The organism is Roseibium litorale (assembly GCF_014842915.1).
In the GTDB taxonomy this organism is placed as follows: Bacteria; Pseudomonadota; Alphaproteobacteria; order Rhizobiales; family Stappiaceae; genus Roseibium; species Roseibium litorale.
This window is the reverse complement of sequence record NZ_JACYXI010000003.1, coordinates 364,375-381,002: the sequence shown is the minus strand read 5'-3', so window position 1 is coordinate 381,002 and position 16,628 is coordinate 364,375. Positions and strand designations below refer to the sequence as shown.

Sequence of the window (16,628 nt, the reverse complement as noted above, 5' to 3'; positions counted from 1 at the left end):
AACCTCATGAGCGTGGTATCCTTCGCGTGCTTCGGATTGTTTGCGGGCGTGCGGACAGCGGCCCAATCAACTCTCCAAGCGGGAAAAGGAAGCGGCAGGGAGCCATGATGACTGCGGGTGAAAACCCGATCCCCGCACGGTCGCCTGCCACTGCTCTCCCGGCAGTTTAGGGGCCGGGAGAGCACCCCATCATAACACTGCAGTAAACAAACAATCCCCGGCTTGACCGGGGATCCAATGCCCCTCTCCACCACACAGGAAAGAGCTACTTAGCTCATAGGTTGCGCCCTACCAACGCTCCACCTCTTCCAACTGCCGAAACGTGGATTGGATCCCGCGTCAAGCGCGGGATGACGCCGCGAGGGACGAGAGGAGCCGGAAAACAGAGGCTTCTGACTTGATCGGCCAAGCAGAACAGCACACCATCGGGTATGGCGTATTACGTCTACATTCTTGCCAGCCGCCAGCATGGAACACTCTATACGGGCATCACCAATGATCTGGCACGGCGACTGCACGAACACCGGAGTAAAGCCAACAGAGGCTTTACCGAGCTCTATAACGTAACCAGGCTGGTTTACTATGAAACGTTCGACGCGCCAGACATTGCTATCGCACGGGAAAAGAAACTCAAACGCTGGCCGCGTGTCTGGAAGATCCAGACCATCGAAGCAGTCAATCCCGAATGGCGGGACTTGTACGAGGACCTGAACCGATAGCTCGATCCGGAACAACTTTGGATTGGATCCCCGATCAAGTGCAGAGAGGAGGAGAGGAGGAGCCCCTCCCCGCGGTCATCCCCGGCTCGACCGGGGATCCAATGCCCATCTCCACAAGCAACGAGATCTTCTGAGGTTTCAGGCCATCACCCAGCGAACGACCGACCTCCGGCCAGAGCCGAAGCGTGGATTGGACCCCGCATCGAGAGCAGGACGACGCCGAGAGGATGTCGGTCCCAGTCCATCCTTACGCAAAGTTCCCCATCTTTCCCCGGTTTATCCCACAGCCTTCCACATTTACCACCCGCAAAACTTGCAATGAAAACACACAACTTATCTCTTTTATCATTGGCATTAACGGAAAATTAACCGGATTGCGCCGGTTCGATTCTGACTGTGGCGTAAATTGGATTACCATCCCCTACGGCAGGAAAACCTGCCGTTGCAGTGCAGCCGTTGTGATGCGTAGGGCAGGAGCTGGGAATGGGTATTTTTTCGAAATCGGCAAAGGGCGGAAGTGATCAGAGGGAGGGCCAGGACGCGGCGCCTGAGGACATGGCCGGGCAGATGGACCCCAGCGGCACATCCGGACCGGAAACCTCCAACGTTCAGCACCTTTCGCCCTTCGCGCTGAAAATGCAGGAGAAGATGCATCAGCTGGACGGGTTGAAGAGCCGTCTCGGCAACCTGAGCCAGGGCGTGGAGCAGATGCATGCCATGGCCGCGGAATCGCGCCACTCGCTGCAGATGATGACCGAATTCATCGAGGCCTCCCGGGTTCAGGTGGAAACGGAAATCCGTCTCAAGTCGGAAAATGCCAAGATCTCCACGGACCTTCTGGACGCCAACCACCGGCTCGGCACGCTGGCGAACCAGCTGGAAGAGGCCCAGGCAGAGGCCCACTCCCTGCGCAAGCGCCTGACGGAAAGCCGCACGGCGCTGGAGACCGCCCGCAACGAGCTGGTCTCCATCCGCGACAACAACAAGAAGGTCAACGAGGACTTCCGCGCCCAGAGCGCCGAACTGGTGCTGGTCAACAGCCGGGCAACGGAGCTGGCTGACGCTCTGGGCAGCATGAAGGCAAAATTCACTGCAGCGGAAGAGCAGGCGGACAGTCTGCAGGCGGATCTGGACGAGATCCGTAAGCGGGAAAAGGAGCTGCAGCAGAACCTTTCGGAAAGCGCGGCCCTGCTGGAAGAGGAAATCCGCAAGAACAACCAGGTGACCGGCGAGCTGGAAGCCTTGAAGCGCCAGCTGGTGGACTACCGCAACGAGAACATCGACCTGAAGTCCCATCTGGACGTGGCCAATCAGGAGCTGGCCTACAGCAAGTCCCGGATGGAAGAGGAGCAGCGCAAGCATGACAACGAGGTCTATGCGCTGAACGCGGAAATCGAGAACCTGTCCTCCCAGCGGCGCATCGGTGCCCAGGCCCTGCAGGATCTCTCCCAGGAAAACCAGACCATGAAGGAGCGTAAGCGCGATCTGGTCCGGCGGATGCAGGAGATCGAGCAGCATCTGGCCAACGCCCAGAAGAACCACGAGCGCGACCGCAACGAGCTGGTCTCCGCCAATGCCAAGCTGCGCGAGCTGAACCTGCGCTATAACTCCGCCCTCACCGACCTGAACCACGAGCGGAACCAGAACGTCAAATTCGCCGAGCGGATGGAAGAGCTGATCGAGGAAAACAAGAAGCTGCAGAAATACAAGATCCAGGTCGACACGGCCAACGAGCAGATTGTCCAGCTGAAGGGCGTGATCAACAACTACCAGCGCGCCATGGAAGGCCGGGGACCTGCGGAAGAGCTGGGCCTGACCCGGAACTATGATCCGGCGGAAGAGGCTGGGCTTCTGGATGGTGGCGCGGAAGATGAGGGCCCGGACGACGGCAACGATGACGACGGCATCGTCGTGCGTTTGCGGGACTGATCTTCAGCCCTCCCAAAATCGGGCACCGGGTCTTTTTGAAAAATCCGGCGCCTGATTTCTTGTTGTCCGAATGTGAGGACGCCTAACGCGTTTCCTCCGGGCCGTCCCGGCCTTGAGCCGGGACCAACCCCACGGGCTTCCGCAAATTTGAGGTCCCGGATCTCCGCTTTGCTTCGTCCGGCACGGCGCGGAGGAGGAGGCGTTAGCCGCAGTCGGCCTCCAGACCGACAGCCTCGATCCCGGCCAGGGCCGCGGCCTCGTCATTGTCCGAGGTGTCGCCGGTGATGCCGACGGCGCCGAGCACTTCACCAGCACTGTCGCGCACCAGAACACCGCCCGGAACCGGCACGATGGCGCCGCCCGCAACGCCATTCAGCGCCTGGACGAAATGCGGGCGCACTTCCGCTGCCGTGTTCAGGAACCGGGTGCCGGTGCCGACTGCCAAGGCGCCAAAGGCCTTTCCGCAGGCGATCTGCGGACGCAGGATCGACGACCCATCCTGACGGGCCAGCGCGACAAGATGGCCGCCGTCATCCATGACGGCAACGGTCAGCGGCTTGAGGCCCAGCGCCTCCGCCTTTTCGAAAGCGGCAGAAATGATTTGCTGTGCCGTTGAAAGGTTCAGTTTGCGCATAATGACTTCTCTCCCTACTAATTGTCCGCAGCGATTTGTGCGGGCCTATCGATGAACCCGGACCTGGAGGCAACTCCCTGCCCGGCCTGAGCGTCTTTCTCAGGGCTATCAGACCGGACCCGCACGGACCACTGGCCAAATCAACCAAGCATTTCCTCCCTGAAGGAAACAGTCTGGAGACTACTGTGAGACGCGATTTCGAGGCACCCGGGCGTTCGCCCGTTTTTGCCCGCCAGGCCGCCGTGGCCACTTCCCATCCGCTGGCAACCAGCGCCGCGCTTGAAGTGCTGCAATCGGGCGGCAACGCTGTCGACGCGGCCATTGCAGCAGCATCAGTGCAGGCCGTGGTGGAGCCGCAAATGACCGGCATCGGCGGCGATTGCTTTGCCATCGTCACCAAGCCGGACGGGCAGATGACCGGCTTCAACGGCTCGGGCGCCTCGCCGCGCGCACTGACGCCGGAGCTTCTGGCCGAACGCGGCGTTGAAGAGCTCTCCCCCACCTCCCCCCATGCAGTCACGGTTCCCGGCGCAATCCGGGCCTGGGAAACCTTGCTCAAGGCCCATGGCACCCGCAGCTTCGACAAGTTGTTCACCCGGGCCATCGACTATGCGGAAAACGGCTTCCCGGTCGCGCCCCGTGTCAACCGGGACTGGGAGAAGAACGTTTCCAAGCTCGCCGCCAATCCCGCCGCCGCCTCTGCCTATCTGGTAGACGGCGAAGCCCCCGAAGTCGGCTCGATCCTCAAGTTCCCGAGGCTTGCGGAGACCCTGCGCGCCATTTCGTCGGGCGGGGCGGACGCCTTCTATGCTGGTCCGGTTGCCGAGGACATCGTCAAGACGCTGAAGGAACTCGGCGGCGTGATGACTCTCGAGGATCTCGGCGCCTGCCACACCACCGCCGTCTCTCCGGTGATGCGCGATTACCGCGGCCACACCATTGCCGAGCTGCCGCCCAACGGCCAGGGCATCGTCGCGCTGATCATCCTGGGCCTGCTGGAGCGGTTTGACCTGCCGAACCTTGATCCGCTCGGCCCGGAACGGCTTCATCTCGAAATGGAGGCCGCCCGCATCGGCTATGCGGTCCGCGACAAGTTCGTCACGGACCCGGGCTACATGGATGCCTGCCACACCTCTCTTATCGGCGAGGACTACATCACGCAGCTTTCGCGCCTGATCCGCCTAGACCGCAGGCTGGAGCAAGTGCCGGGGACGAGCCTTGCCCCGCAAACCGACACGATCTACCTGACAGTCGTCGACAAGGATGGCCTGTCGGTTTCCTTCATCAACTCGATCTTCAACGAGTTCGGCAGCGGCATTCTGGCTCCGAACTCCGGCGTTCTGCTGCATAACCGCGGGGCGGTCTTCAAGGCCAAACCGGGACACGCGAATTCCATCGCTGGCGGCAAGCGCCCGATGCATACGATCATCCCGGCCTTCGGGCTGAAGGACGGCCTTCCGTGGCTCTCCTTCGGTGTGATGGGCGGTCACTATCAGGCCTGCGGCCACGCCCATCTCATCTCCAATATTGTCGACTACGGCATGGACGTGCAGATGGCGATCGACATGCCGCGCATGTTCTTTGACCTCAAGACCTACGCCCTGGAGGCAGAGAAGATGATCCCGCAACGTGCGATCGACGGGCTGGAGGCGCTTGGCCACACCGTCCACCGGGCAGCCAGCCCCATCGGCGGCAGTCAGGCCATCATGATCGACCGGCACAAGGGGCTGCTGATTGCCGGCTCGGATCCACGCAAGGATGGCCACGCCGCGGGCTATTGACGGGGGCGGCACCGCCGAACTTTAAAAAACCTTGGAAGGCAGTGCGGCATCGCCACGCTGCCTTTTCATTTGCCAGGAGATCTGCTGACGGCCTTGCCTCGTAAGAACAAAACTGATCCCGTTTTCGAGGAGGTCCATGTGCAAAAGCCAGCACAAACAAAGGCCGCTCATTTGAGCCACCGGACAAATGCAGCATTTCTCCTTTTGGCCATGCTCGCACTCAGCTTTGCTGCTCTGATGCCCCGTCCCGCAGCCGCAGAACTCAACGCCGCCGCGAGAGCAGTCCCTTCGGCGGCTCTCGTAGGCGAAGGCAAGATGACCTTCCTCGGCTTCGGCATTTTTGAGGCAGAGCTTTATGCTCCCCAAGGGAGATACAGCCCCGACGGCCCTTTTGCGCTGAAACTGACGTATCTCCGGAACTTCAAGGGCGCTGCCATCGCTGAGGAAACGGCGAAACAGATGCGGCGTCAGGGTATGAAGGACGGGCCGGTCCTCGAGACCTGGGTTGCACGGATGACCCGGATTTTCCCCAATGTATCGAAAGGTCAGTCCCTCATCGGTGTTCGTGATGCTGCAGGAAACACCGTGTTCTATTCCGGCGGCAAAACCATTGGTTCTATCAAGGATCCTGAGTTCACCCGCAGGTTCTTTGCCATCTGGCTGGGGCAGAACACGCAAAATCCGGACCTGCGGAACAAGCTTGTAGGATCACGCTCCTGAGCGGGGAAGTGCAGGACGGAACACCAGGACGCCGCGCGCTCATGGCGCAGGGGGTGATGGCCTTCCCTCTGGCTTTTGCTGGATTGCCCGTCTATCTGCACGCGCCTGACTTTTATGCCAGAACACTCGGGCAGCCACTTGCCCTGCTCGGGTTTGTTCTTCTTGCGCTGCGTGCCATCGACGCAATCCAGGATCCACTGATCGGCAGCCTCAGCGACCGCTGGAACAGACATCGGCCCGCCATTCTCTGTCTCGGAGCGGCAGCACTTGCTGCCGGTTTCTGGATGATCTTTCATCCCCTTCCACATGCGCCTATCCTGTCGCTGGCTGTTTCTGTCTTCATTTGCACCACTGGCTATTCGGTCGTCGCGATCAATCTTCAGGCGTTGGGCGGAACCTGGCGTGTTCCAGAATCCACCCGGACCAAAGTGACAGCCTGGCGGGAGGGCTTTGGCCTCGCAGGACTGCTGGCAGCTGCAATTGCGCCTACCCTGCTTGATGCAGATACCGATCCAGAGGCGGCCTTTAGCGTGCTGACGCTCGGCTTCTTACCACTCTCAGCCGTTGCGCTGGTGGTACTCCTGGGCTGGCTGAAACGCTCGAGTTTCCACGCCTCAACCGGCCCCTCTCACGGCTTTGGCTGGCGCTTGATCCTGTCCGATCCCTGGCGGCGCCAGTTCTTCGGTCTCTATGCGCTCAACACCTGTGCCAGCGCGATTCCCGCGGTACTGGTACTGTTTTTCATTCGCGACAAGCTGGGGGCCAGTCAGCTGACCGGACCGTTTCTTCTGCTCTATTTCCTCTCGGGCGTTGCCGCCATGCCGCTCTGGCAGACCGTTGCGGACCGGAAGGGAAAGGTCACGGCCTGGGGCATCTCCATGGCTTTGGCCACAGTCACATTCTTCTGGGCTGTCTTTCTCGGGTCCGGGGACGTGATCATGTACGCCATTGTATGCACTCTTTCCGGTCTGGCGCTCGGAGCAGATCTGGCTTTGCCCCCTGCCCTTATGGCGGACCACATTGACCGGAGGTCTGCTGCCGGAGAATCCTCAAGGCTGTTTGCTCTGATGGCGCTGATTTCCAAAGGCGCGCTGGCCGTGTCCACCGGTATAGCGCTGCCGCTTCTTGGCCTCGCCGGCTACCAGCCTGGCATGGACATGACCTTCAGCACGGGTGTGTCGCTCTCGATCGCCTACGCGGCTTTGCCTTGTGCCCTCAAGGCACTGACCCTCATCTGGCTCGTCAGGCGGCGGCAAGCCATTGCGCCCTGACTGCCGCCATTGCATGATCTTCAACACGCACACGCGTTTGCCGCGAGAGAACAGGAGACCGGAACGGCTCATGAGCGTCCGTCCGCCCAAGGCCTTCAGCGCGAAGGAGACCGATCCGATCACCGCCGCTCTGGAACAGGAAATTCTGGGCGAGAAAATCGGCACCCTCTCCCGTCTCAACAAGAAGCTGGAAGCGGCGCTGAAGCAGATCCCTGCTGAAGAGGACATCAGGAACGAAAAGGAACGGCTGATCCGCCAGCTTCGTATCGCCGAGGCAGGCGAAGCGCTTTGGCACGTGACGATCCAGCGGGAACTCTGCGGCCTGTTAAAGCATCAGGCATTCTTCAACGAAATGGGCGTTCCGAAGGAGGTCCGGCTGAGCTGCGGGCCGGTGCCAGCCCATCTGCGCGAAGCAACCGGCAAACGCTGAAGCTCCGCTTCAGACCCGAACAGGACGTTTGATCAACGGCACCAGCTGAACGGCGACAATTGCCAAAAGGATCAGCAGGCAGCCAGAGATGCCGAGCCCATTCAAGCGCTCGCCCAGCAGAACCGCTCCGAAAAGCGCTCCGAACAGGGCCTCCGATGCCAGAAGAATGGCAGCGTCCGCGGCTCTGGTCCAACGCTGGGCAACCGCCTGCAGCGTGAAGGCAAAGCAGCCGGACACGAGGCTCGTGTAGAACAGCTCGAAGCTGGCAGACTGAATCTGAGCCAGACCGATGTCCTCACTCACCAAACCGCCCGCGACGCCCGCAACACCGGCAATCGCAAACTGGCTGAAGGCCAGCGCCAGAGGACGCCCGCCGCTCATCCCAACATGACCAAGAAGCGCGACATGAAGCGCCCAGAACACGGCGCAGACCAGAACAGCTGCGTCCCCCCAATTCAAAGCGTCAAGGCTTGCACCGCCAAGAAGCCATATCCCGGTGAGCGCCACAAAGGCAGCAGGCCAGATGACCGGATGCGGGATGTCCCGGAACAGCGCAAAGCCGATCACCGGAACCAGAACCACGTAAAGGGCCGTCAGAAAGGCCGTATTGGTGACCGTGGTGGTCATCATCCCGATTTGTTGAATGACAATGCCCAAAAAGAAGACGGCACCGATCAGACCAAACCTAGCCAAATGCCCTTGCGTCAACTTATGATCTGGCCGGAGCTTGCGCTCACGCAGGGCAAACGGAGCCAGGGCAATTGCCGCGATCAAGAAGCGGATACCGGTAAAATAAAACGGTCCCACATCCTCCATGGCTGTGGACTGGGCAACAAAGGCCGATCCCCAAAGGGCAGCGGCCAGCAACAGAAGGGAATTTGCAGTCAGACGAGTCATGGCTCACCGCCTATCTGAGGCCAGCACACTTGGCAAGCACGAGAACGGATTTCCGTGCTCGGGATCACAGACAAGACACTCTTTTGAAAGCAGGGTCTCCTCGGCAAAAAACATCCGGGGCAAAAGACACAGCGGGGAAAAATGCAGCAGATAAGAGATGAATGGCACTTTGCCGCGCTGTCAGCCTCAAGCAGGCTCTCCATTCCCAGCAATCATTGGCCGAGAGAAGCCATGTCCTGCCCCTATGCGGAATCAGAGGGCATCTTCCGGCCGTCATGTTCAACCCACCGCCTATCCACATCGGCGCAAACAGCATGAGCGGCATGCAACCCCTTGAAAAGACAGACAGGCTGAGACTCCTGAGGCGAATTACTCCCCGCCGGGCGCTATCAGGTTGGGGACACAGCAAACACGCACTCTTGCAACTGGTGCGCAGCGGTGGTTCTTTGGCCGCGATTTTTCCGGCGATGGCGGCTGTTTTCACCTGCAGGGGCAGGCTTTCTGATCGACCACCTGCTACCGTAACCTCCGCTAAGCGTTGCGTCCTGCCATGGCCTGGACAACGTGAGACTGCGGCGCTTAAGAAACAAGGGCCTGAGCAACAGGCGATGCGTGAACCCGTGACTTTCCGTTCCACCTTGAGGGCCACACTCGTCGGCCTTATGGCCCTGACAGCCGCATTGCCCGCAGGCAGCCTGACGCTGGCCGTCTCAATGGCCTCCACTGCTGAAGCCGCAGGCGTGCGTGTCGTTCCAGAGGGCAACCGCAACCGCAGTCAGCCCACAATCCCCTATTCCTCGGCCCGCCGGACCAAGTCCGCGCAATCGACCTATGATCAGAAGTTTGACAAGATCATTGCGGTACTGAAGCGGGACAGCAGCCTGATCTCCAAGATCAAAAGGGTTTCCGCCCGCTACAACATCGATCCGATTCACATGATCGGTGCGATCATCGGCGAACACACCTATAATTATGACACGCTCGACAGTGCCCAATCCTATTATATCAAGGCGCTGAACTACGCCGGTATTCCGTTGAAATTCGAGTATGATGGCGAAAATGTCGAAGAATTCGTGAAGCGCCCGGAATTCGACCGCTGCCAGACCAAGTCCATTCAGCAGCATAGCGACCGGCGCTGGGGATGCTATGAGACGGTCTGGGAAGCGAAGTTCCGCAACAAGCGCGTTGGTGGCCAAAGATATCCGGGCACCAATTTCAACGAGACGTTCTTTCAGCCGCTTTTCTCCGGCCAGAGCTTCGGTCTTGGCCAGCTCAGCCCGCTGACCGTCCTGAAGATGACCGACCGTGTGGCCCGCCAGAGCCGGAACCGGCCGCTGAGCGCTTCCGATCCCAAGGCTGTCTATAAAGCCACCATGGACCCGGATATATCCCTGGAATATATGGCAGCCGTCATTCAGGACGCGATCGAGGCTTACAAGGCTGTCGGCAAGGTCGATATCTCGAAAAACCCAGGCATCACCGCGACGCTCTATAATCTCGGCGATCCTTGGAAGCGCGCAACCCGCTTCCGCCGCAGCGGAGCCTCCTGGCCAAGCGAGAACTACTACGGCTGGCTGGTCAACGACCGGCTTGAGCAAATCCGCTCGGTTCTTTGACCGGACGCTCGCCCGGTCTTTTGACAAATTCTGCTAGCTCTCACTTCAGGAAGGGATTGGTTGCCCGCTCCTGACCAATGGTCGACGCCTGCCCATGGCCAGGCAGAAACGTGACGTCGTCGCCCAAGGGATAGAGTTTGGTCTTGATGGAGTTGATCAGCGTCGCGTGATCACCGCCTGGCAGGTCCGTCCGTCCAACAGATCCGGCGAACAGCACATCGCCCGAGATCGCCAGGCGAAGCTCTTTGTCGAAGAACACCACGTGGCCCGGAGCATGACCAGGGCAGTGCAGGACATCAAACGTGCGACCCGCCATTTCCATGACATCTCCGTCGACCAGCCAGCGGTCCGGCTCCACCGGTTCGACCGGCGGCAGGCCAAACTGCCGCGCCTGATCCGCAGCCCGCTTGATCAGCGGCCGGTCTGCTTCATGCGGCCCCTCAACCGGCACCTTTAGCTGAGCGGCAAGATCCGCGGCACCCCCGACATGGTCAATGTGGCCATGGGTCAGGACGATCTTCTCCACCTCCACCCCATGCTGTCTGATCGCCCCCATGATTTCAGGCACGTCTCCCCCCGGATCAACCACAACGCCCTTCATGGTCGAGGGATTCCAGACCAGAGAGCAGTTCTGCTGAAACGGCGTAACCGGAATGATCAGAATCTGAATGGGGGGAAGTTCAGCTGCGTTAGAACCCGTAGTGGACTGCGACAAGGACATGCTCCCGTAGCCCCCGCATAAGGGGAAGTGACAATTGCTGGGCAAAGTAGGCATCCGGGAGCGTTTATCGCTTCCGGAGCGCTTCACCTTCGGTTCTGCTTTTCGTACAAGAAGATAAGCCTGCTGGATAGCCAGCGGGCTGATTTGGATACCCGAACCATGATGCAGCCCCTTATCCGGATCGCACTCGCGGCAACGCTTTCCGTTTTCCAGGCCAGTGGCGCCTTGGCGGACAGCGACCGTACAATGCCGTCCTGGGGCAAGTGGTCTGTCGATTGCGGCAACACTGGTTTGTGCCTGACATCCTCGCTGGTGCGGGGGCAATCGGCCTGGGTCGACATCCGCATTGTCCGGGACTGGCAGGCAGGCGCGGCCCCTCTGGTCCGCATCACGGCCAACAGTCCTCTTGCCGGCGAAGGTTCAGTCAACCTCAGCATTGATGGGCGCGAAGTCGAGACCTTCACGGTTGCAGAACTCAGGGAAACTCAAAGCTCGGTCGTGTCCCCCACCGGTTTCCGGCCGATTGGCGGAGAAGGGTTCTGGTATCCGACGGGGCCAACCACAATGGCTTTGCTTGATGCCATGCGCGCAGGCAACCAGCTGACGATTTCCTTGCCGCTCAATGGAGCCTCCGCGGACATTACAATCCCGCTCAAGGGACTGCGGCAGGCTTTCGCCTGGATGGATCAGCGCCAGCAACGGTCTGGCAGCCAAACAGCACTCGCGGTTTCTGGTGATGACATGCCCCAGGATGCGCCCCATGCCATACCCGTTCTGGTGCCGGAAACGCTCCCCCCGGCGGTGCGTCAGGCCTGGGACCATAGCCGGACCTGTTCCTCGATCGACCCCGCAATTTTTGCAGGTCTCGATGCAATTGCGGCCCCATTACCGGACAAGACCACACTCTATTTGCTGCCTTGCGGCTCCCCGACGGCCTATAACACCGCTTATGTGACAGTCCTCGCCTACGCGGATGGCAAGGCCCGGCAACTGCAAATGGCCCACCTGTCCGAGCTGGGACCGATTGCATCCGACATTATCTACAATGCCAGATGGATCCCAGGAACCCTTGAACTCGACGGTCTCTATAAAGGTTCCGGAATCGGCGATTGTGGCACCTGGAACCGGTGGCGCTGGACAGGCTCGACCTTCGCACTGATTGCAGAAGCCTCCCGGATGACGTGTGACGGAACGGAAACACCGTTGCATGACTGGCCGCTTCTGTGGCCTGCCCCAACGTCACCCAAATAGCATTCCCCCAAGGATTCACTTGCGATTTTCCCGCACACAGCCTTATGATGAGAGTGCAGCGGACTGGATGGGGATGCGGCATCCTTGTTTCAACCCAATCCCGTAAGTGGTAGCGGACGCAGGCCATGCGCTCCGCATGGAACAGCTCGTAAAAAAATTCGAGCAATTTTAATGGGTTAAGTGCCTTTAGCGGTAGGCACGAAGTTAAGGTGAATAAGTAATGCACGATGGCGATTCGGACCGGCGGTCGCGTGGACGTCGCGGCGGCAAGCGCGAGTTTGGCGGTCCGCAGGACTTCGGCAGCGAGTTTGGCGGCGGCGATTTTGGTGGCGGTTACGGCGGTGGGCGCGATGGCGGCTACGGCAGCGGCCGTGACGGCGGTGGCTTTGCCGGCGGACGCGATAGCGGCGGCGGTTATGGTGGCGGCCGGCGTGAAGGTGGCGGTTACGGCGGCGGCCGTGACGGTGGTTACGGTGGCGGCAACCGCGAAGGCGGCGGCGGCTATGGCGGCGGCAACCGTGAAGGCGGTGGCGGTTACGGCGGCGGCCGCAGCGGCGGCGGCTATGGCGGTGGCAACCGTGAAGGTGGCGGCGGTTATGGCGGCGGCCGTAGCGGCGGCGGCTTTGGCGGCGGCAACCGTGAAGGTGGTGGTGGCTACGGCGGTGGACGCAGCTTCGGCGGCGGAAACCGCGAAGGCGGCGAAGGCGGCGAAGGCGGTTTCCGTCCGCGTCGTCCGCGTCCGGAATTCGACACTCCGGTCGAACGCGGACCTCGTCAGGATGGCGTGGTAAAGTTCTTCAAGTCCGACAAGGGCTTCGGCTTCATCACTCCGGACAACGGCGAAGCCGATGTCTTCGTTCACATCTCCGCGGTGGAACGTTCCGGCCTGACCACTCTCGACAGCGGTCAGCGCATCTCTTTCGAGACCGAGCCGGATCGTCGTGGCAAGGGTCCGAAGGCTGTCAACCTGCAGGAAATCGCAGAAGGCGGCGATGCGCCTGAAGCCGATTTCGGCAGCGAAGACTGAGCGGGACCTAAAGCTTCAAAGCTTTAAAACGGGCGGCGGTTCGCACGAACCGCCGCTTTTTCATTGCCGGGTTTACTAGGATTTGGCTCCATAAACGGCATGCGGGTAGATTGCGGGACTATCGCCAGTCCGCCCAGCCCTAATTGCCCATCCCGAACCCGTTTTCTCGAACAAACAGCTGATTGCGCCCATTCTTGAGATGTGAGAAGAGGCGCGGAAAGAAATCGGCCTTCGCCAGACTGTCCAGATTAAGGATCCCCATGTCTTCACCAGCCCCCGCCGGCAGTGCTCAGGTGATCATCAGACCCATTCAGACATCTGATCTGGACGCTCTTCTGGTGATGAACAACGCCGCGGTGCCAGCCGTCGGTGAACTGACTTTGGCCAAGTTGCGGGACCTGATTGCCATGGCGAGCCACAGTCTGACCGCTGAGCGGGATGGCAAACCGCTGGGCTTCCTCCTCTGCTTGCCAGAAGGAACCAGCTATGCGAGCCGGAACTACCGATGGCTCAGCGGGCAGCTCGACAGGTTCGCCTATGTTGATCGCATCTGCCTGGCTCCTGGGGCCCGCAACCAGGGGATCGGCGAAAGCCTCTACCAAAGCGTCATAGCGGCACTTACCCCCGAAGACGGCCCTGTCGTGTGCGAGGTCAACACCCGCCCTGATAACCCCGGCTCCCGCCGGTTTCATGCACGGATTGGATTCCGCGAGATCGGCACGGCGGACTATGGTGACATGGCCGTGGTTTTTCTTCAGCACGACGCGGCAATGAAAGAGATATAAATCAAGTGAACTATCGCCACGCCTATCATGCTGGAAACATTGGGGATGTGCTGAAGCACGCCGTTCTCGCACGCCTGATTGTCTATCTTCAGCGCAAGGACCGCCCGTTCCGCATCATCGATACGCATGCGGGCATTGGCACGTACGACCTGACCTCCGAGGAAACTCAGAAGACGGGAGAGTGGCAGAAAGGGATCGGCAAGGTTCTGGCTTCCGAGCCCCCTGCGGATATTGCTGAAATTCTCAAGCCCTGGCTTGATGTGGTTCGAAGCGTCAACAGCCCTGATCAGCTGACCGCCTATCCGGGCTCTCCCATGCTGGCCCGCAAACTGATGCGTCCGGTGGACCGGCTGACCCTGACCGAACTTCATCCCAAGGACTTCCAGACACTGGCGGATCTTTTTGCTGGTGACCATCAGGTCAAGACCATCCATCTGGACGCCTGGCTTGCCATGGGCAGCTTTGTTCCGCCGAAAGAAAAGCGCGGCCTTGCGATCATCGACCCGGCCTTCGAGGTAACGGATGAGTTCAGCCGAATGGCAAAGGCCGTCGTCAAGGCCTGGAAGCGCTGGTCCTCCGGCGTGTTTGCCATCTGGTATCCGTTGAAGGACCGCTGGGGTCTAGCCGCCTTTCATGCTGCACTGGAAGATGCAGGCGTTCGCGATGTTCTGGCCTTGGAGCTCAATACCGGGCGCAGCGGACCGGATACGCCGATGCTGGGTTCTGGCATGACGATCATCAACCCGCCCTTCACACTGGCCGGAGAGATGGAGGCGGCTCTGCCCTGGCTTACCGAGACGCTAAGAGAAGGCGCGGATGCGAACTGGAAGGTGAAGCAGATCATCCCGGAATGACGGCCTGTTCCATTCCATGGCTTGACCTTGCCCTTCGCCTCCCCCATCGTCGTTTCTGCTTAGAAGGCTGGAGATCTGCCCCGTGAAGAAGTTCAGAACCCTGCTTGCTGCCGCCCTCGCGATGGGAGCGCTGGTGCCTCTCTCCGGAGCCAGGGCCGCGGATGCGCCCTATTATGGCCCGGCCCAGTCAAGCCGGTTGCCTGCGTGTGAAGCCGCCTCCGTTCAGGCCGCCGTCGGCGGGAGTCTTGCCCGGGAAGCCCATTATTCCGGAACGCTTCACACGGTTATGGGCCTTGAGAACATCCGGGAGCTTGCCAACCACACCAACGGAATCAGTCCGCTTGAGCGCCGCTACTGCACAGGCCTTGCCCGGCTGACCGACGGCAGCCAGCACACGGTCTATTACAAGCTGGTCGAGCATGCGGGTTTTGTCGGCTTGAGCTGGAACGTGGAAGCCTGCTTTGCCCCCTTCGACAAGTGGCGCGTCTATGGTGCGAGCTGCAGCACTGTCCGCCCACGCTGACATCTGACGGGTCTTTTCCGAATGTTCGCGCGCTTTCTCCGTAGACCTGCAGCAATCCTGTCTCTCACTGCGGCGCTGGTTTGGGGCCACGCGCTCGCGCGGGCCGAGGACCGGGCTGGCGACTTCGACTATTATGTTCTTTCGCTTTCCTGGTCCCCCAGTTATTGCGCGGCGAAGGGACGTGATGCGGATCCAACACAATGCCGGGCGGCCAAGCCCTTCGGCTTCATTGTCCACGGCCTGTGGCCGCAATATGAGCGCGGCTGGCCGGACTTCTGCCGTACGGACATGTCGGGTCCAACCCGGGCTCAGGTGGAGTCCGTGCTCGATATCATGCCCAGCCGCGGTCTGATCAATCACGAATGGCGCAAGCACGGAACCTGCTCGGGCCTTTCCGCAGGTGAGTATCTGGAAACCCTTAGGGCCGCTTTCGAGAAGATCCGCATTCCGCCAGCCTTGAAGAACACGAACAAGACCTATCTGGCCGCCCCGGAAACCGTCGAGAAGGCCTTCCGCCTTGCAAACCCTGGCCTGAACGATGCCGCGATGGCGGTCACCTGTTCGCGGGGAGAGATCGACGAAGTCCGCATCTGCTTCACCCGGGATTTGAAGTTCCGAAGCTGCAAAGCAGTTGACCGCGCCGGCTGCCGAGCAACCCGGATCAAAATCCCGCCCCCGGTACGCTGACCGGAAGAATGACCGTCTCACTGCCCGCTCCAGCACGCCGGAGCCCTTGAAAGGACAAACCAATGCCTGTGCTTCGCTCTTCCCCACCGTCTCCGTTCGGCAGGAAGATCAAGATTGCCGCAAAGCTGCTGGATCTGATGGACAAGATCACCATCGAGGTGGCAGATACCGCCAACCCTGAAGACAGCCTGCGCGGCCAGAACCCGCTTGGAAAGATACCAGCTCTCGTTCTGGATGACGGCAGCGTGCTCTATGACAGCCGCGTCATCACCGAATATCTGGATTTCATGGCGGGCGGCAACCGCCTGCTGCCCGAGGGGGAAGCCCGTTTCCCGGTCCTGCGTCTTCAGGCGCTTTCTGACGGTATCGTCGACGCGTCCATTCTCCAGGTCTATGAGAAGCGCTTCAAGCCCGAAGAATTCCGGTTCCCGGACTGGCTGGCCTACCAGCAGGCCAAGGTGACCCGCGGCCTGGACTGGCTGGAGGGAAACACACCGCCCCCCCTGACATCCGCGGCAGACGCGGATGCGGGTTCGATCGCACTTGCCTGTGCGCTGGGATATCTCGATCTGCGCTTTGCGGGCGAATGGCGTGAGGGCCGTCCCAATCTCACCGCCTGGCTCGACAGCTTCGATGCCGCGGTTCCCGCCTTCGCGGAAACCCGCCTGGATCCAGCCCCGATTCCTGCGGCTGTCGCTCAGCTGCGCTAACGGCACCCACGCAAAAGGCCCGGGACATGCCCGGGCCTTTCTTAATTTATCGGCTTGAGAGCCGCCACGAAGA

General features: G+C 60.6%; 17 protein-coding genes. 14 read left to right on the top strand and 3 right to left on the bottom strand.

The genetic code is table 11. From position 1 onward, the window contains the following. Positions 1–431 precede the first annotated feature (431 nt). Positions 432–719 (top strand): GIY-YIG nuclease family protein, encoded by a 288-nt coding sequence (locus tag IG616_RS07755; protein WP_192147557.1) that lies wholly within the window; start codon positions 432–434, stop codon positions 717–719. A gap of 483 nt (positions 720–1,202) precedes the next feature. Next, complete coding sequence (locus tag IG616_RS07750; protein ID WP_192147556.1) at positions 1,203–2,648, top strand: coiled-coil domain-containing protein; 1,446 nt, start codon at positions 1,203–1,205, stop codon at positions 2,646–2,648. Between the two features lie 202 nt (positions 2,649–2,850). On the opposite strand, the gene IG616_RS07745 is transcribed toward IG616_RS07750, so the two are convergent. Further along, on the bottom strand, positions 2,851–3,282 hold the full coding sequence (locus IG616_RS07745) for a GlcG/HbpS family heme-binding protein (RefSeq protein ID WP_192147555.1): 432 nt from the start codon (positions 3,280–3,282) through the stop codon (positions 2,851–2,853). Positions 3,283–3,467: 185 nt separating this feature from the next. Here IG616_RS07745 and ggt point away from each other — a divergent pair, with 185 nt between their 5' ends. The 4 genes from ggt to IG616_RS07725 all read left to right on the top strand — a co-directional run bounded on the left by ggt (position 3,468) and on the right by IG616_RS07725 (position 7,484). Then, positions 3,468–5,063: a gamma-glutamyltransferase gene (gene ggt / locus IG616_RS07740; RefSeq protein ID WP_192147554.1), complete on the top strand. Its 1,596-nt coding sequence runs from the start codon at positions 3,468–3,470 to the stop codon at positions 5,061–5,063. Positions 5,064–5,201: 138 nt separating this feature from the next. Beyond that, positions 5,202–5,783 (top strand): chalcone isomerase family protein, encoded by a 582-nt coding sequence (locus IG616_RS07735; RefSeq protein WP_209007346.1) that lies wholly within the window; start codon positions 5,202–5,204, stop codon positions 5,781–5,783. A 41-nt stretch (positions 5,784–5,824) separates the two neighbouring features. Continuing rightward, the gene (locus IG616_RS07730) at positions 5,825–7,054 is read left to right on the top strand and encodes an MFS transporter (protein WP_209007345.1); all 1,230 of its coding nucleotides are present in this window, start codon (positions 5,825–5,827) and stop codon (positions 7,052–7,054) included. 70 nt (positions 7,055–7,124) lie between these two features. Further along, positions 7,125–7,484, top strand: a complete 360-nt coding sequence (locus IG616_RS07725) for a DUF6665 family protein (RefSeq protein ID WP_192147553.1) — start codon at positions 7,125–7,127, stop codon at positions 7,482–7,484. Positions 7,485–7,493: 9 nt separating this feature from the next. Here the strand turns inward: IG616_RS07725 and IG616_RS07720 are convergent, their stop codons facing one another. Beyond that, positions 7,494–8,381: a DMT family transporter gene (locus IG616_RS07720; protein WP_192147552.1), complete on the bottom strand. Its 888-nt coding sequence runs from the start codon at positions 8,379–8,381 to the stop codon at positions 7,494–7,496. A gap of 662 nt (positions 8,382–9,043) precedes the next feature. Here IG616_RS07720 and IG616_RS07715 point away from each other — a divergent pair. After that, positions 9,044–9,997, top strand: coding sequence for a DUF1402 family protein (locus IG616_RS07715; RefSeq protein WP_192147588.1), 954 nt, complete (start codon positions 9,044–9,046; stop codon positions 9,995–9,997). 40 nt (positions 9,998–10,037) lie between these two features. Here the strand turns inward: IG616_RS07715 and IG616_RS07710 are convergent, their stop codons facing one another. After that, positions 10,038–10,718: an MBL fold metallo-hydrolase gene (locus tag IG616_RS07710; protein ID WP_209007344.1), complete on the bottom strand. Its 681-nt coding sequence runs from the start codon at positions 10,716–10,718 to the stop codon at positions 10,038–10,040. Positions 10,719–10,877: 159 nt separating this feature from the next. Between IG616_RS07710 and IG616_RS07705 the strand changes: the two genes are divergently transcribed. From IG616_RS07705 to IG616_RS07675, 7 genes are all read left to right on the top strand, one after another. Next, positions 10,878–11,969 (top strand): DUF1176 domain-containing protein, encoded by a 1,092-nt coding sequence (locus IG616_RS07705; protein WP_209007343.1) that lies wholly within the window; start codon positions 10,878–10,880, stop codon positions 11,967–11,969. Positions 11,970–12,189: 220 nt separating this feature from the next. Continuing rightward, on the top strand, positions 12,190–12,996 hold the full coding sequence (locus IG616_RS22835) for a cold-shock protein (protein ID WP_209007342.1): 807 nt from the start codon (positions 12,190–12,192) through the stop codon (positions 12,994–12,996). A gap of 260 nt (positions 12,997–13,256) precedes the next feature. Beyond that, on the top strand, positions 13,257–13,781 hold the full coding sequence (locus tag IG616_RS07695; RefSeq protein ID WP_192147551.1) for a GNAT family N-acetyltransferase: 525 nt from the start codon (positions 13,257–13,259) through the stop codon (positions 13,779–13,781). 5 nt (positions 13,782–13,786) lie between these two features. After that, the gene (locus IG616_RS07690) at positions 13,787–14,635 is read left to right on the top strand and encodes a 23S rRNA (adenine(2030)-N(6))-methyltransferase RlmJ (RefSeq protein ID WP_192147550.1); all 849 of its coding nucleotides are present in this window, start codon (positions 13,787–13,789) and stop codon (positions 14,633–14,635) included. A gap of 82 nt (positions 14,636–14,717) precedes the next feature. Further along, on the top strand, positions 14,718–15,158 hold the full coding sequence (locus IG616_RS07685) for a hypothetical protein (RefSeq protein WP_209007341.1): 441 nt from the start codon (positions 14,718–14,720) through the stop codon (positions 15,156–15,158). A 21-nt stretch (positions 15,159–15,179) separates the two neighbouring features. Continuing rightward, positions 15,180–15,845, top strand: a complete 666-nt coding sequence (locus tag IG616_RS07680) for a ribonuclease T2 family protein (protein WP_192147549.1) — start codon at positions 15,180–15,182, stop codon at positions 15,843–15,845. 62 nt (positions 15,846–15,907) lie between these two features. Further along, a complete protein-coding gene (locus IG616_RS07675) occupies positions 15,908–16,555 on the top strand; it encodes a glutathione S-transferase family protein (protein WP_192147548.1) in 648 nt (215 codons plus the stop codon). Positions 16,556–16,628: the final 73 nt, after the last annotated feature.

What these genes read in the sequence shown, in the direction of transcription:
- IG616_RS07720 (WP_192147552.1), bottom strand. Translation starts at nt 8,381, where the DNA reads ATGACTCGTCTGACTGCAAATTCCCTTCTGTTGCTGGCCGCTGCCCTT.
- IG616_RS07755 (WP_192147557.1), top strand. Translation starts at nt 432, where the DNA reads ATGGCGTATTACGTCTACATTCTTGCCAGCCGCCAGCATGGAACACTC.
- IG616_RS07745 (WP_192147555.1), bottom strand. Translation starts at nt 3,282, where the DNA reads ATGCGCAAACTGAACCTTTCAACGGCACAGCAAATCATTTCTGCCGCT.
- IG616_RS07675 (WP_192147548.1), top strand. Translation starts at nt 15,908, where the DNA reads ATGCCTGTGCTTCGCTCTTCCCCACCGTCTCCGTTCGGCAGGAAGATC.
- IG616_RS07705 (WP_209007343.1), top strand. Translation starts at nt 10,878, where the DNA reads ATGATGCAGCCCCTTATCCGGATCGCACTCGCGGCAACGCTTTCCGTT.
- IG616_RS07730 (WP_209007345.1), top strand. Translation starts at nt 5,825, where the DNA reads ATGGCGCAGGGGGTGATGGCCTTCCCTCTGGCTTTTGCTGGATTGCCC.
- IG616_RS07750 (WP_192147556.1), top strand. Translation starts at nt 1,203, where the DNA reads ATGGGTATTTTTTCGAAATCGGCAAAGGGCGGAAGTGATCAGAGGGAG.
- IG616_RS07695 (WP_192147551.1), top strand. Translation starts at nt 13,257, where the DNA reads ATGTCTTCACCAGCCCCCGCCGGCAGTGCTCAGGTGATCATCAGACCC.
- IG616_RS07710 (WP_209007344.1), bottom strand. Translation starts at nt 10,718, where the DNA reads ATGTCCTTGTCGCAGTCCACTACGGGTTCTAACGCAGCTGAACTTCCC.
- IG616_RS22835 (WP_209007342.1), top strand. Translation starts at nt 12,190, where the DNA reads ATGCACGATGGCGATTCGGACCGGCGGTCGCGTGGACGTCGCGGCGGC.
- IG616_RS07680 (WP_192147549.1), top strand. Translation starts at nt 15,180, where the DNA reads ATGTTCGCGCGCTTTCTCCGTAGACCTGCAGCAATCCTGTCTCTCACT.
- IG616_RS07715 (WP_192147588.1), top strand. Translation starts at nt 9,044, where the DNA reads ATGGCCCTGACAGCCGCATTGCCCGCAGGCAGCCTGACGCTGGCCGTC.
- IG616_RS07725 (WP_192147553.1), top strand. Translation starts at nt 7,125, where the DNA reads ATGAGCGTCCGTCCGCCCAAGGCCTTCAGCGCGAAGGAGACCGATCCG.